Source organism: Streptomyces sp. NPDC020747 (assembly GCF_044334695.1).
Taxonomy (GTDB): Bacteria; Actinomycetota; Actinomycetes; order Streptomycetales; family Streptomycetaceae; genus Streptomyces.
In genome coordinates, this window is sequence record NZ_JBIRTJ010000011.1 from 331,126 (window position 1) to 345,445 (window position 14,320).

Annotated in this window: 15 protein-coding genes; 7 read left to right on the forward strand and 8 right to left on the reverse strand. The window is 71.1% G+C overall.

The genetic code is table 11. From position 1 onward, the window contains the following. Positions 1–57 precede the first annotated feature (57 nt). The gene (locus tag ACH4YP_RS28575; protein ID WP_398493329.1) at positions 58–1,089 is read right to left on the reverse strand and encodes a Gfo/Idh/MocA family protein; all 1,032 of its coding nucleotides are present in this window, start codon (positions 1,087–1,089) and stop codon (positions 58–60) included. A gap of 736 nt (positions 1,090–1,825) precedes the next feature. Here ACH4YP_RS28575 and dhaK point away from each other — a divergent pair. The 3 genes from dhaK to ACH4YP_RS28590 all read left to right on the forward strand — a co-directional run bounded on the left by dhaK (position 1,826) and on the right by ACH4YP_RS28590 (position 3,924). After that, a complete protein-coding gene (dhaK, locus tag ACH4YP_RS28580) occupies positions 1,826–2,818 on the forward strand; it encodes a dihydroxyacetone kinase subunit DhaK (protein WP_361063918.1) in 993 nt (330 codons plus the stop codon). 79 nt (positions 2,819–2,897) lie between these two features. After that, entirely contained in the window at positions 2,898–3,497 is a 600-nt protein-coding gene (dhaL, locus tag ACH4YP_RS28585; RefSeq protein WP_398493331.1) for a dihydroxyacetone kinase subunit DhaL, read from the forward strand. Between the two features lies 1 nt (position 3,498). Further along, the gene (locus ACH4YP_RS28590; protein ID WP_398493417.1) at positions 3,499–3,924 is read left to right on the forward strand and encodes a PTS-dependent dihydroxyacetone kinase phosphotransferase subunit DhaM; all 426 of its coding nucleotides are present in this window, start codon (positions 3,499–3,501) and stop codon (positions 3,922–3,924) included. An 11-nt stretch (positions 3,925–3,935) separates the two neighbouring features. Here the strand turns inward: ACH4YP_RS28590 and ACH4YP_RS28595 are convergent, their stop codons facing one another. Next, complete coding sequence (locus tag ACH4YP_RS28595) at positions 3,936–4,670, reverse strand: glycoside hydrolase family 75 protein (protein ID WP_398493333.1); 735 nt, start codon at positions 4,668–4,670, stop codon at positions 3,936–3,938. 358 nt (positions 4,671–5,028) lie between these two features. On the opposite strand from ACH4YP_RS28595, the gene ACH4YP_RS28600 reads away from it, so the two are divergent. Then, positions 5,029–6,033 carry a fibronectin type III domain-containing protein gene (locus ACH4YP_RS28600; protein ID WP_398493335.1) on the forward strand — a complete coding sequence of 335 codons (1,005 nt, stop codon included), beginning with the start codon at positions 5,029–5,031 and terminating at the stop codon, positions 6,031–6,033. A gap of 292 nt (positions 6,034–6,325) precedes the next feature. Further along, complete coding sequence (locus ACH4YP_RS28605; protein WP_361062023.1) at positions 6,326–6,892, forward strand: hypothetical protein; 567 nt, start codon at positions 6,326–6,328, stop codon at positions 6,890–6,892. Positions 6,893–6,989: 97 nt separating this feature from the next. Here ACH4YP_RS28605 and ACH4YP_RS28610 read toward each other — a convergent pair whose 3' ends face one another. The 3 genes from ACH4YP_RS28610 to ACH4YP_RS28620 all read right to left on the reverse strand — a co-directional run bounded on the left by ACH4YP_RS28610 (position 6,990) and on the right by ACH4YP_RS28620 (position 10,464). Next, positions 6,990–7,544, reverse strand: a complete 555-nt coding sequence (locus ACH4YP_RS28610; protein ID WP_361062020.1) for a PadR family transcriptional regulator — start codon at positions 7,542–7,544, stop codon at positions 6,990–6,992. Between the two features lie 46 nt (positions 7,545–7,590). Then, positions 7,591–9,606: an FAD-dependent oxidoreductase gene (locus tag ACH4YP_RS28615; protein ID WP_398493337.1), complete on the reverse strand. Its 2,016-nt coding sequence runs from the start codon at positions 9,604–9,606 to the stop codon at positions 7,591–7,593. Between the two features lie 90 nt (positions 9,607–9,696). Next, positions 9,697–10,464, reverse strand: coding sequence for a putative protein N(5)-glutamine methyltransferase (locus tag ACH4YP_RS28620; RefSeq protein ID WP_361062014.1), 768 nt, complete (start codon positions 10,462–10,464; stop codon positions 9,697–9,699). A gap of 283 nt (positions 10,465–10,747) precedes the next feature. Between ACH4YP_RS28620 and ACH4YP_RS28625 the strand changes: the two genes are divergently transcribed. Further along, positions 10,748–11,206 carry a MarR family winged helix-turn-helix transcriptional regulator gene (locus ACH4YP_RS28625; protein ID WP_361062012.1) on the forward strand — a complete coding sequence of 153 codons (459 nt, stop codon included), beginning with the start codon at positions 10,748–10,750 and terminating at the stop codon, positions 11,204–11,206. 98 nt (positions 11,207–11,304) lie between these two features. Here the strand turns inward: ACH4YP_RS28625 and ACH4YP_RS28630 are convergent, their stop codons facing one another. The 3 genes from ACH4YP_RS28630 to ACH4YP_RS28640 form a co-directional block, all read right to left on the reverse strand. Continuing rightward, positions 11,305–11,718, reverse strand: a complete 414-nt coding sequence (locus tag ACH4YP_RS28630) for a hypothetical protein (protein ID WP_361062033.1) — start codon at positions 11,716–11,718, stop codon at positions 11,305–11,307. Between the two features lie 115 nt (positions 11,719–11,833). Then, entirely contained in the window at positions 11,834–12,553 is a 720-nt protein-coding gene (locus tag ACH4YP_RS28635) for a GNAT family N-acetyltransferase (RefSeq protein ID WP_398493340.1), read from the reverse strand. Further along, positions 12,550–13,470 (reverse strand): zinc-binding alcohol dehydrogenase family protein, encoded by a 921-nt coding sequence (locus ACH4YP_RS28640; protein ID WP_398493342.1) that lies wholly within the window; start codon positions 13,468–13,470, stop codon positions 12,550–12,552. Before ACH4YP_RS28640 ends, ACH4YP_RS28635 begins: the two co-directional genes overlap by 4 nt. Before the next feature lie 221 nt (positions 13,471–13,691). Between ACH4YP_RS28640 and ACH4YP_RS28645 the strand changes: the two genes are divergently transcribed. Beyond that, positions 13,692–14,297 (forward strand): sulfite oxidase-like oxidoreductase, encoded by a 606-nt coding sequence (locus ACH4YP_RS28645; RefSeq protein ID WP_361062004.1) that lies wholly within the window; start codon positions 13,692–13,694, stop codon positions 14,295–14,297. Positions 14,298–14,320: the final 23 nt, after the last annotated feature.

Consider the following 14,320-nt stretch of genomic DNA (forward strand, 5'->3'; position numbering starts at 1 on the left):
ACTCGGAGTTGGACCGTGTGGGGGCCCGTGCCGGTCGCACTCTGTGGGCAAGCGCATTCAAGGCAGGGGCGTCACCCGACCATCGCGGGCACTGGCCCGTGCGGCATCCAGGACGGTGGCGGTGGCCACCGCGTCCCAGGGATCGACGGGAACAGGTCCCTCACCGCGGACTGCGAGCGCGAAAGCGGGATAGAACAGGTCGCATCTGCCGCGATCCGAGGCGATGGGCTCGACCGTATCTCCGCGCCGCACCCGACCCCAGAGGTGTTCGGGCTCGGTACCCCAGCTGTCGCCCTCGGATTGCGGTGTCGCACCGGTCATCAGCGCGCGGTCCTGGCCATCCCTGTGGTCGACGACGAAGGTGCCCGTACTCCCGGTGACGCGCAGGCTGGGTCCCGGGGCCCCTTGCCGCCAACTGCCCCACAGGTGGGACTGCACCCCGTTGCGGTGGGTCAGGGCCACGAAGATGTCGTCGTCGAGTCCACCCTCATCCTCGCGATGATGCATCTCCGCGTAGACCCGCTCCACCGGACCCGACACCACCAGAGCCTGGTCGACCAGGTGGCTGCCGAAGTCGATGAGCGTGCCACCACCCGCGGCAGGAGCACCTGTTTCGGGGCTGAAGACCTCAAACCGGGACTCGTAGCGGAGCACCGTGCCGATTTCGCCGCGGTCCAGCAGCGCCCGCAGAGTGAGGAAGTCGGAGTCCCACCGGCGGTTCTGGTAGACCGTCAGTGGACGCCCCTGCTTCTCCGCGAACTCGACAGCCGCACGGGCCGAGGACGCATCGAGTGCGAATGGCTTGTCGCACACGACGGCCAGGCCCAGTTCCAGTGCCTGCCGCACCAAAGGGATGTGCGTGGCCGCGGGGGTGGAGACGGCGACCGCTTCCGCACCGGCGCGGGCCAGATCCTCCAGCGAGTCGAAGGTCGGTCTGCTCAAGTCCTGAGTGACCTGGGCTCGGCGCTCGGGTGAATTTGTGACCACGCCCAGGAAGTCGTATTCCGGGGCGGCTGCGAGCAGCGGAGCGTGGAATACGCGGCCGCCGAAACCGTAGCCGATCAGTCCAATGCGTACGGGGGTGTCCAAGGGAACTCCTCTGTCTTCTTCGATGCCCAGAACGTGGTCCGCTGCACAGGGGCGGCACATCAGTGTGCTCTCCCTGCGGGCGCCGACGTGCGTGGCGACCCTCGGCCTCGATCAGTTCGTGCTGTAGCGGCTCGGCGACGCTCCACGCGGTCACGACAACCGTAAGCGCCAGCCTGCGCGCCTCTCCCGATCCAAGATCCGAGCCAGCCAGTCACGGGCCAAGGCGCTGAACAGAATCCCTGGAGGACACCGCCCCTCGCAGGCCGGCAGGCATCGCGCTCGTGTACCACCAGCAGAGCAACAACCTGCCCGACCGGCACCACCCCGAAGCCGGAGCACGCGCGGCACCGCGGCACCGCGGCACCGCGGTGCCAAGACCTTCCACTCCTGGCCGCCGTTCGACGAGGCGGCAGTTCGAAGGCGCGGTTCAACGGGCGGCACGGCGTCATCCGAACCGCGCCGTGCATCGCGGGACGGGAAGCGACGGCGCAGGCACAGGTGACCTTCGCTGCCGCAAGGTTGATACTGCCCAGAGCAGTACTCCAGCCGCCGCATATCCGACCTACAACGACAATCTGACACTCCGTCACCAAAGTCAACATCGACTCGGCATCAGTACCACCACGACCCGCCGCGGGTCATCACGGATCACCAAGATCGATAACCGGCTTCCCCTACTCTGACCAGCAACAACGCAGGACGAGACCCCGCCTGCGAAGCTCACCAGGAGGTACCCATGAAGATGCTCATCAACGTCGCGGAGACCGTTGTCGCGGACGCGCTGCGGGGCATGGCGGCCGCCCATCCCGAGCTGACCGTGGATGTCGAGAACCGGGTGATCGTACGGCGGGACGCTCCGGTGCCCGGAAAGGTGGGGCTTGTTTCGGGTGGCGGTTCGGGGCACGAGCCGCTGCACGGCGGGTTCGTGGGCCCCGGGATGCTGTCGGCGGCCTGTCCCGGTGAGGTGTTCACGAGCCCGGTGCCGGACCAGATGGTGCGGGCGGCGGCCGCCGTGGACAGCGGCGCCGGTGTGCTGTTCATCGTCAAGAACTACACGGGTGACGTGCTCAACTTCGACATGGCGGCGGAGCTGGCAGAGGACGAGGGCATCCAGATCGCCAAGGTCCTCGTCAACGACGATGTGGCCGTGACCGACAGTCTCTACACGGCCGGCCGCCGCGGCACCGGAGCGACGCTGTTCGTGGAGAAGATCGCGGGCGCCGCGGCCGAGGAGGGCCGGCCGCTGGAGCGGGTGGAGGCGCTCGCCCGCCAGGTCAACGAGAACTCGCGCAGCTTCGGCGTGGCGCTCAGCGCCTGCACGACTCCGGCCAAGGGCAGCCCCACCTTCGATCTGCCGCCCGGGGAGCTGGAGTTGGGCGTCGGCATCCACGGCGAGCCCGGCCGGGAGCGACGGGCCATGATGACCTCGCGGGAGATCGCCGACTTCTCGGTGAACGCGATCCTGGAGGACATGAGCCCCCGCAACCCCGTCCTGGTCCTGGTGAACGGCATGGGCGCCACACCGCTCCTGGAGCTGTACGGCTTCAACGCGGAGGTCCAGCGGGTGCTGACCGAGCGCGGGGTCCCGGTGGCGCGCACGCTCGTCGGCAACTACGTCACGTCGCTCGACATGGCCGGCGCCTCGGTGACCCTGTGCCAGGTCGACGAGGACCTGCTGCGGCTGTGGGACGCACCGGTGCGTACGGCGGGCCTGCGCTGGGGCATGTGACGTTCCCCCGCCCGTGCCGGTGCGATCCCGGCCAGTGCCGGTGAGACCGGTCAACACCTTTACCACGCAAGGAGATCCAGTGCTCGACGCCGACTTCTTCCGCCGTTGGATGACGGCGACCGCCGCGTCCGTGGACCGTGAGGCGGAGCGGCTGACCGCCCTCGACTCGCCGATCGGCGACGCCGACCACGGCAGCAACCTGCAGCGCGGCTTCAGGGCCGTGGCCGCCACGTTGGAGAAGGAGGCACCGGAGACACCCGGCGCCGTCCTGATGCTCGCCGGACGGCAGCTGATCTCGACGGTGGGCGGCGCGTCGGGCCCCTTGTACGGGACGCTGCTGCGCCGCACGGGCAAGGCGCTCGGTGACGCGGCCGAGGTCGACCAGCAGGGACTCGCCGACGCGCTGCGCACCGGCGTGGACGCGGTGATGCAGCTCGGCGGGGCCGCGCCCGGCGACAAGACCATGATCGACACGCTGGTGCCCGCGGTCGACGCGCTCGGTGAGTCCTTCGCAGCGGCACGGGTGGCCGCAGAGCAGGGCGCCCTGGCGACCACGCCGTTGCAGGCCCGCAAGGGCCGGGCGAGTTACCTGGGTGAGCGCAGCATCGGACACCAGGATCCCGGTGCCACCTCCTCGGCCCTCCTGATCGCGGCGCTCGCGGAGACGGCCGGTGAGTGACATGCCGAGCGCGACGGGAGGCGACGAGAAACTGGTGGGCATCGTGCTCGTGTCGCACAGCGCGGCGGTGGCCGCCTCGGTCGCCGAACTGGCGACGGGGCTCGCCGGCGGCGGTACGACCGCTCCCGTGGCACCCGCGGGCGGCGTCGAGGGAGGCGGCTTCGGCACCAGCTCCGAGCTGATCTCGGCGGCAGCCGCAGCCGTGGACCGGGGCGCCGGTGTCGCCGTCCTCACCGACCTCGGCAGCGCGGTCCTCACCGTGAAGGCCCTGCTCGCCGAGGGCGACGAACTCCCGGCGGGCACCCGTCTGGTGGACGCCCCCTTCGTCGAGGGCGCGGTGGCGGCGGTCGTCACGGCGTCCACGGGAGCCGACCTGGCGGCGGTGGAGGCGGCCGCCGCGGACGCGTACAGCTATCGGAAGGTGTGAGACGGGCGCCCTCAGCGGGCCTCGTTCCGGCGGATGAACTCCCGGGCCAGTCGCTCGCCCTCGGCGACGGCCGCCCGGGCGTTCTCGATGGGAGACACGCCGGAGCCCTCGAAGAAGATGTACGTGACCCCGGAGGCGGCCCCGCCGCCCCGCGGGTCGGGGCGGATACCGAGGCCGCGGGCCGTGGCGTACGACGCCTCGCCGATGAGGCCCTCGGGGCCGAGGTCGCCGACGACCGCGTACTGCACACGGTCGCCGTGGATCACGGCGGCGACCGTGCCGCTGCGGACGCCGTGTTCCTCGTGGTCCCAGATGTGGCTCGCGGCGGGCACCACGACGTACGGAAGGGTCTCGGCGCTGAGGTGGTGCCCGTCGGACTGCTGGAAGGCGGTGGTGTCGGCGAAGAGCGGGTCGGTGCTCTCGTTGCAGTACGGGCCGGGCCGGCCGTCGCAGTCGATGTCCAGGTCGGCCTTCCAGAAGACCGCGCCGCGCTTTCCGCAGACGGGGATGTCCGCGGGCGCCCCGTCGTCGGTGCGGTAGAGGCCGCGGGAGACGGGCACGCAGTCGCGCACCGCGGCCAGCAGGTCGGCGGCCCGGACAGCCCCTGCGGATGCGGCGTTCCCCGGGGGTCCCGCGTTCCCCGCGCGCTCGTGCACTGCATCGGGCAACGGGGCGACGTCGGAGATCGTGGTGGGGGCGAGCAGGGCAGCGCCGGCCGCGGCCAGCCTCAGCGACTGGGCACGCACGATAAGAGACCCTCTCCTGGGCGGGCACTGACGAACACTCGGCCCAATCTGGTGGGGGTTCGATCATGTGGCCACCGTTGGGGGGCCGTACGGAGCACGCCCGGTGACGTCTCGTCGGGGGCCGGGCGGCCGGAGCCGATGTCGGCTCCGGCCGCCCGGCCGCCCTCGCCGGCGCGGGATCAGCGACGACAGCGTTCCGCACCGTGGGCATGAACTGCCCTACGACAAGGGCGAGTTCAGCCGCGAAGAGCATCAGCATACGTAACGTCCGGTCGATATCGCGAACAAGGCCCTCTTGATGTGGTCACGCCGACCGAGTCATATTGGTCCGGACCATTCCCGTCGAGGGGGCAGGACTGTGAGACGCGTACTCCTGCGAGCCGCGGTGCTCCCCGGCACGTTGCTCATGGTGGTGTCCTGCGGCTGGGGTGGCGACGGCACGGCGGCGGGCGACCGGCCGCCCGGTGCCCCGGCGGGCGTCACCGCGGCGGCGGGCAGTTCCACCAGCGTGCACGTCATGTGGAACCGGGCCTCCGGGAAGCCCGAGGTCGCGCACTACGAGGTGTATCGCGGCACCACGATGGTGAAGGAAGTGCCGGGTTCGGACCACATGGTCGACATCACCAGGCTCAAGCCGTCGACCATGTACGCCTTCTCCGTACGGGCGCGGGACGCCGACGGACGGCTCGGTCCGCTCAGCGAGCGGGTGCGGGCCACCACTCCGGCCGCGACCGCCTCCGACAAACGGGCCCCGAGCGCCCCGGAGCGCCCCCGCGGCAAGGCGGCCGGGAGCCGGGCCGCCCAGTTGTCCTGGGACAGGTCCACGGACGACCGGGGCGTGGCCTCGTATGACATCTATCAGGGCGAATCGAAGATCCACAGTGTGGGCGGCGCACAGTCGGCGACCGTGGTCACGGGGCTGCGGCCGGGCACGCGGTACTCCTTCACGGTCCGGGCGCGGGACGCGGCGGACAACGTCTCGCCCGCGAGCCCGGCCGTACGGATCACGACCGCCGGCTCCGACGACGGCAAGGGCACGGGCACCGGCCTGGCGCCGACCGGCTTCCGGGCCGCGACGCATCGCACCGACGGGGCGTACTACCTCGATCTCTCCTGGATTCCGCCGGACGCCGAGACGATCGACGGGGTGATCACCGAGTACCAGATCCAGCTCGACCGGCAGCCCGCCACCTCGCTCGTCTGGGGCGACACCACCCCGCGCGACAAGGCGACGTACAGCTTCTACGTGGGGCGGGAGGCCGGGGTCACCCAGCGGGTGCGGATCAGGGCGAAGCTGCCCGACGGGACGTGGAGCGGCTTCTCGGCGGAGCGGACGGTGACGACGGGAGCGGAGCGGTCATAGGCGCGGGGCGACGGGGCGGCACGACGGGGGCGGCGGTGCCGCGTGTCGCGATCGCAGGGGGACGGATCCTGGCTGCCGGCAGACCTGGTGACGGCCCGCGGCAGGTAGCGGAGCGCCCCGGTGGTACGCCATCGGCGGTCGGCCGGACGAAGGAATCCGTCACCTGCCCGGTCCCGGCCCGCGTGCGGAACCGGTGATCTTCGCATTGGCTCGGTCCGAAGGCGCACGGGCGTTCCCAATCCTCGGCGGCGCATGGGATGTACCGCCAACCGTGCTGTCGGAGGGCAGTTCTATGCGTATTACCCAGATGCTCGTCCGCTCCGGCCTGACCGTGGCGGCCGCCGCCGCGCTGCCGCTGACCCTCACCGCCACGGAGGCCGTCGCGGTGAACACGGCCATCAATGTGACCACCAGTGGCACGACGGTGCAGGTGACCACCACCGACTGTGCCACCAGGTCCAACGGCTCCATGGGGAATGCCTCACTGCTCTCCAGCGGTCAGGCCAACTTCGCGCAGGGCCGCCAGGCGACCTTGTCCGGGACCAGCACCAGCCAGGCCGCGGCCTGGTCCAGCGTCACCACCGGCACCTACACCGTCATCGTGGTCTGCGCCGACGGCACGACGGCGGGCACCCAGTCCGTCACGGTCTCCCCCGTCTCCAGCCCCACGATCTCCGCGACAGCGACGGCGACAGCCACATCGTCGGCCTCACCGTCGCGCGGGGTCATGGGCGGGATGGGCGGCGGCACGAAGGACTACGGCGCCGCCACCTACGCGGCGGGCGGCGTGCTGGTGGCGGCGGGAGTGGGGGCCACGGTCTGGGTCCTGCGCCGGCGCGCCAAGCCGCACCGGCTGTGAGCACGGCGGCGGTCCGGAACCCCGGTCTCGAAGGCCGACACCCCGGTCCCGACGGGTGGGCCGGGCCGCCGCCGCCCACCACCGGCGACTGCGGCCGTCAGGACGCCGGGTCCTGCGCGGGCAGCCGTTCGAACTCCTCCAGCGCGTGTGTCAGCCAGCGCGTCCAGAAGGTCTCCAGGTCGATCCCGGCCCGCAGGACGAGGTGCTGAAGACGGTCCTGGGGCGCGTCCTTGCCGGGCGGGAAGTCGCGTTCCTGGATCTCCGCGTACTCCGCCAACTGCCGCTGGTGCAGGTCGAGATGGCGCCGCAGGTCCGCCTCGATGCCCGCCGTGCCGACGACCGCCGCGGCCCGCAGCCGCAGCAGCATCGTGTCGCGCAGCGGCTTCGGGTCCTGGGACGCCGCGGTCCACCGGGCCAGCTCGGCGCGGCCCGCGGGCAGGACCTCGTACCGCTTCTTCTGCCCCCGGGCCGGCTGCTGCGTCGGGAGGGCCCTGATGTGCCCGTCTGCCTCCAGTTTTCCCAGCTCGCGATAGATCTGCTGATGCGTCGCCGACCAGAAGTAGCCGATCGACCTGTCGAAGCGACGGGTCAGCTCAAGCCCCGACGACGGCTTCTCTAGCAGGGCGGTGAGGATCGCGTGCGGGAGTGACATGGAGTCATCCTAGGGACGGGCCCGTACGCTCCCGGATCCTGTCGGCCTACAGCGCCGCCGCCAGCTCCGTGCCCTGCTTGATGGCCCGCTTGGCGTCCAGTTCGGCCGCCACGTCGGCGCCGCCGATGAGGTGCACGCTGCGGCCGTCGGCGCGCAGCGCCTCGTACAGGTCGCGGCGCGGTTCCTGTCCCGTACAGAGCACGATCGTGTCGACGGGGAGGACCGAGGCCCGGCCGTCCACGGTGACGTGCAGGCCGGCGTCGTCGATGCGGTCGTACTGGACGCCCGGGACCATCGTGACGCCGCGGTGCTTGAGTTCGGTGCGGTGGATCCAGCCGGTGGTCTTGCCAAGTCCCCCGCCCACCTTGGACGCCTTGCGCTGCAGGAGGTGGACGGTACGCAGCGGGGCGGGCCGCTCGGGGGTGCCGAGGCCGCCGGGCGCCCGGTAGTCCATGTCGACGCCCCAGTGCCGGAAGTACGTCGCCGGGTCCTCGCTCGCCTTGTCGCCGCCGTCCGTCAGGTACTCGGCGACGTCGAAGCCGATGCCCCCGGCGCCGAGGATCGCTACACGGTCGCCGACGGGCGCACCGTCGCGCAGCACGTCGAGGTAGCCGACGACGCTGGGGTGGTCGACGCCCGGGATCTCGGGGGTGCGCGGGCTGACTCCCGTCGCGACGACGACTTCGTCGTACGCGGAGACGTCCTCGGCGGTGACCGGGGTGTTCAACCGCACGTCCACATCGTGCAGTTCGAGCTGCGTACGGAAGTAGCGGATGGTCTCGTCGAACTCCTGCTTGCCGGGGACCCGGCGGGCCACGTTGAGCTGGCCGCCGATCTCGGGAGCGGCGTCGTAGAGGGTGACGTCGTGGCCTCGCTCGGCGGCGCTGACCGCGCAGGCGAGTCCGGCCGGGCCCGCGCCGACCACTGCAACTCGCTTGCGCCTTCGGGTCGGTGAGAGGACGAGCTCCGTCTCGTGGCAGGCCCGGGGGTTCACCAGACACGACGTGATCCTGCCGCTGAACGTGTGGTCGAGGCAGGCCTGGTTGCAGCCGATACAGGTGTTGATGGCCTCGGGGCGCCCGGCTTCCGCCTTGGCGACGAAGTCCGGGTCGGCGAGCATCGGGCGGGCCAGCGACACCATGTCGGCGTACCCCTCGGCGAGCAACTGCTCTGCGATGTCAGGGGTGTTGATGCGGTTGGTCGTCACCAGTGGGATGGATACGGCGCCCATGACCTTCTTGGTCACCCAGGCGTACGCGCCCCGCGGCACCGAGGTCGCGATGGTCGGGATCCGGGCCTCGTGCCAGCCGATACCGGTGTTGATGATGGTCGCCCCGGCCGCCTCGACGGCCTTCGCGAGGGTGATCACCTCGTCGAAGGACGATCCGCCCGGGACCAGATCCAGCATCGAAAGACGGTAGATGATGATGAAGTCCTCGCCGACCGCCTCCCGCACCCGGCGGACGATCTCGACGGGGAACCGCATCCGGTTCTCGTACGAACCACCCCAGCGGTCTTCGCGTTTATTGGTCTGCGCGGCGATGAACTCGTTGATGAGGTAGCCCTCGGAGCCCATGATCTCGACGCCGTCGTAGCCGGCCCGCCGCGCGAGGCGCGCGGCCCGGACGTACTCGTCGATGGTCCCCTCGACCTCTTCGCCGGTGAGCGCGTGCGGCGGGTACGGGCTGATCGGCGCCTGGAGCGCGCTCGGGGCGACCAGGTCCTGGTGGTAGGCGTACCGCCCGAAGTGGAGGATCTGCATCGCGATCTTCCCGCCCTCGCGGTGCACCGCGGCGGTGATCCCGCTGTGCTGCCCGGCCTCCGCCTCGGTGGTGAGCTTGGCCCCGCCCTCGTACGGGCGGCCCGCCTCGTTGGGGGCGATGCCGCCGGTGACGATGAGGCCGACACCGCCGCGCGCCCGGGCGGCATAGAACTCCGCCATGCGCTCGAAGCCGCGCTCGGCCTCTTCGAGGCCGACATGCATGGAGCCCATGAGCACGCGGTTCGCCAACGTGGTGAAGCCCAGGTCGAGCGGGTTCAGCAGATGCGGGTAACGGCTCATGGGCCCCTCCGTACGCGGTGTCGTCATGTCTTTGTAGACGACGGAGAGAGGTTTTTGCAACTAGTTGCACAATGGCAGGCCCCTGCGGCGCTACTTCGCGCCGATGACGACGTTCGCGTACAACTCCTCCGAGACCTCCAGCCTCGGTGTCAGTCCGGCACCGGTGAGGATCTCGACAGCAAGGCCCGCCTGGCGCTCACTCGTCTCGACGAGGAGACTCCCGCCGGGCGCCAGCCACCGCGGCGCCTCCACGGCGACACGACGCAGGACGTCAAGCCCGTCCCCGCCCCCGTCGAGGGCCACGAGAGGTTCATGGTCACGGGCCTCAGGCGGCAGCAGCCCGACCTCGCCGCTGGGAACGTACGGCACGTTGGCGGCCAGAATGCCGACGCGCCCGCGAAGGGAGCGCGGCAACGCCTCGAAGAGATCCCCCTCGTAGACACGAGCACCCGCACCCACGTTCCGCCGAGCGCACCGCACCGCGGCGGGGTCGATATCGGCGGCGTGCAACTCGACACCGGGAAGCGCGGCGGCGAGCGCCGCACCCACCGCGCCCGAGCCGCAGCACAGGTCCACGACGACGGGGGCCTCGGCGGCGAGCGCGACGGCCTGCTCGACCAGGAACTCGGTGCGACGGCGAGGCACGAAGACACCGGGTTCCACGGCTATGCGCAGACCCCTGAACTCGGCCCAGCCCAGGACGTGTTCGAGGGGCAGGCCCGCGACACGGCGATCCGTCATCGCGGTGAGTTCGGCGGGCGTACGAGCGGTGGAGAGGATCAGTCGCGCCTCGTCCTCGGCGAAGACACAGCCGGCGGAGCGGAGCGCGGTCACGACATGTGCGTAAGAAGGTGGCATGGAAGCCGAGAGCCTTTCGGGAAGCCGAAGGGCGCCCTCCAGGTCACCTGATGCCGGTGAGGCCCCGAGGTGAGAGCACCCGAGCTGACACAGCGGTAATGGGGCTCACCTCCTCGGTCCGTTCGCGGCTGGGGCGGTCCGCAGCCGGACGGCAACATTACACGGCGCCGACTCCGGCCGGGACCCGGTTCGGGACCCTCCTCGCTTCCCACTCGGAGCATCTCTAGTTGCATTAGGCAACCAGTTAGTTGTACCGTGCAACCAGAAGAGGAAGGAAGAAACCGTGAACGCAGCCGACGTGTCCATCGAGACGATCCACCACGAGCTGACGGCCTTCGCCCGCCGCGCCCGGGCCTCGGCGGGACGGCTGCACCCCGAGCTGTCCCTGGTCTCGTACACGCTGCTCGGCCATCTGGAGGACGTCGGCGGCTGCCGGGCCACCGACCTGGCCGCGCACTACGCCCTGGACAAGTCCACGGTCAGCCGCCAGGTCTCGGCCCTCGAACGGGCCGGCATGGTCGAGCGCCGCGCCGATCCACAGGACCAGCGCGTCCAGGTGCTCCACCTCACCGCCACCGGCACGGAGATCCTCGCCCAGGTGACCGTGAGCCGCCGGGTCGCGTTTCGCGAGCGGCTCGCGGACTGGCCCGAGGAGGACCTGGAGCGGTTCGCGGGGTATCTGCTGCGGTACAACGCGGCGGCGGGCGGAGTGACGTCGAAGACCGCGCCCACGAGCGACTGAGTCGCGTCGGGCGTTCGCCATGCTCCGCGACGGCACCTTCTACGAACCCCGCTTCCCCCAAGCGACGGCTGCATGAACCAGCCCACAGGCAGGTCGATTCAGGTCAACGCCCTTGTGCCGTGCGTCCACGCCGAGATATCTGCGGCAGCCCGTCGGACGGCGTCCTTCTGGTCCCGGGCGAGGTTCGCGCAGGCCGCTGCGACGTCCGGCACACCGTCCGGTCCCACGAGCGCGTCATGCACCCCGGTCTGCAGCCAGTCGGCCTGGTTGTCATCAGCCTCGGCAACCGCGAGAGCGATGAGCCTTACGGCGGCCACCGTCCCCACCCGGGCCAGGGCCTCTGCCGTCTGTCGAATCACCGCCGTGTCCTCGACGTCCAGCAGCAGCCCCACCAGCGCTTCCGCAGCCTCAGGAACATCAGGGAAGGAAGCGAGGTCGCGCCCGGCACGAGCACGTTGCGTCCACGACAGAGACGAGGCCTCAGCCAAGGCCGCCTCCAACCCACTCATCATCTCTGGCACGACCAGACAGTCTCATGCCCCACGAAGATGATCGGACCCCGGGCCGAAGTCGCCCACACGCTCGACGAAGAACATGGAGGCACCCCCCACATCTTCAGGCCCTCCGCTACGCGACCCCCGACGTCTGCCGGTCGCCGAGCGGTTCGGGCACCCGCGCCCCCACGAACCTCGTCCTGCGCCGCAGCCGGAAACCCAGCGCCTCGTAGAGCCGGATGGCTGTGGTGTTCTCGGCGGCGGCGTGCAGGAACGGGGTCTCGCCCCGGGCGCGGATGCCGTGGGCGACCGCCAGGGTGAGCCGGGTCGCGAGGCCCTCGCCGCGGAAGTCCGGGTCGGTGCAGACCGCGCTGATCTCGGTCCAGCCCGGTGGATGCAGCCGTTCCCCCGCCATGGCGATCAGGGTCCCGTTCCGACGGATCCCGAGATACGTGCCGAGTTCGACGGTCCGCGGCAGGAACGGGCCCGGCCTGGTGCGCTCGACCAGGTCCAGGATCTCCGGTACGTCGTCGGGGCCGAGCCGTACGGCCTCCGGCTCCGGTGCGGTGGCCAGGCCGTCGTCCACGAGTTGTACGCCGCCCAGGCTGAACGTCACTTCCCAGCCGTCCGGGATGCCGCCGTCGAATGCGGGCAGCCCCATCTCCTCGCCGGGGCCGACGAGCGCCGCGAGGTCGGCCCAGTCTTCGGCGTCCGGCTCGTCGGGCAGCGCCAGCCAGGGCGACACGTCGACGGGATAGCGCAGCACACGGCCGCGGTGCTCGGCGAAGTGGGCGTGCGGGCCGGTCAGCGAGCCGAGCGCGGGGTTGTCCAGCGGGTGACGTGCCCCGCTCATACGGCGACCTCGATCACGACCTTGCCGCGCGTGTGGCCCTCCTCGACGGTCCGCAGCGCCTCCCCCGCCTGTTCGAGGGGGAAGGTCCGCGTCACCAAGGGGTCGAGCTTGCCGTCGGCCACGAGCCGGGCCACCTGGTCCAGCACCGCGGCGGTGCGGGCCCGCGCGACGGGCGCGCCGCCGAGGCTCGCCACGATGTCCTTGCCGCCCGCGGTGATCAGCTTCGCCCGGTCAGTAACCAGCTCGGCCGCTGCTGCCAGGACCTCACCGCCGACCACGTCGTAGACGGCGTCCACGCCGTCGGGCGCCACGGCTCGTACGCCGCTGACGAAGTCGGGCCCCGACGGCACATGCACGGCGCCGAGCGACTCGACCAGGTCCTTCTTGCCCGCGCTCGCGACACCGATGACGTTCAGTCCCTCGGCGCGGGCGATCTGGATCACCGAGACGCCCACCCCGCCGCCCGCACCTGTGACCAGCAGCGTCGAACCGGCCGGAAGGTCCAGCTGGCGGACTCCGTCGTACGCGGTCGCCGCCGCGACGGGCAGGGCCGCGGCGTCCGTGAAGGAGACACCGGCGGGCTTGTGGGCGGTGACCGCCACGGGGAGCAGTACGTACTGGGCGAACGCCCCGGCGACCGGGTTGCCGAAGACCTCGTCCCCGACCACGAAGCCCGTGACGCCCTCGCCGACCTCCTCGACGACGCCGGAGGCCTCGTTGCCGAACACGGCGGGCACCGCGCGCGGCTGCTGGCCGGGGCGCTGGTAGCCGGTGCGCTGCTTGGAGTCGACGGGGTTCACGCCCGCCGCCCGTACGGCGACCAGCAGTTCGCCGGGTCCGGGGCTCGGGCGGTCCTGGTCGACGAGGGCTTCGGTCTCGGGGCCGCCGTACTGGGTGAAGACGTACGCCTTGGGCATTGCTCGTCACTCTCCTTCGCACCGGGGTGGGTACCAGCCGGGGTGGGCATTAGCGGCAAGGAAGATCGCGGGGTTGCTATTCCCCTGCCGCCGGACTGTTCATGCGGCCGCAATGGTCCCGGGGCGATCCAGGGGCGGGGCTTCCCGGCGGGCCCGGTACCGTGGAGGACGTACGCAACGATCAAGGGCCGCCGTCCGGCAGGCCTGGAGGCACCTCCCGCATGAACGTCACCCGAGGCTTCACAGGGCGCCCGCGCGTCCGGAACGACGGGCTGCCGCCCGGCCAGTACGACGCGGGCGACGACTGGCCCGTCCTGTCCGCGGAGGTCACGCCGGACCTGGCGCCCGCGGACTGGACGTTCACCGTCGACGGCCTGGTCGCCGAACCGCGCACCTGGACCTGGGACGAGGCGCACGCGCTGCCGCCCTCCGCCTACGAGGGCGACATCCACTGCGTGACGAGCTGGTCGAAGTTCGGAGTGCGCTTCGGGGGTGTGTCGCTCGACGCGTTCCTCGACGCGGTGCGTCCGACGCCGGAGGCCACGCACGTCGTCGCCTACTCGCACACCGGGTACACCACGAACCTCCCGCTCACCGATCTCACCGGCGGGCGTGCCTGGATCGTCTGGGAGTACGAGGACGGGCCGCTGCCCGCCGAGCACGGTGGTCCGGCACGGCTGATCGTGCCGCAGCTGTACTTCTGGAAGAGCGCCAAGTGGATCGCGGGCCTCCGGCTCCTCGACCACGACGAGCCGGGCTTCTGGGAGCAGAACGGCTACCACCACCGCGGAAACCCCTGGGAAGAGCAGCGCTACTCCGGTGACTGAGACCCCGATATCCGCCATGTCCG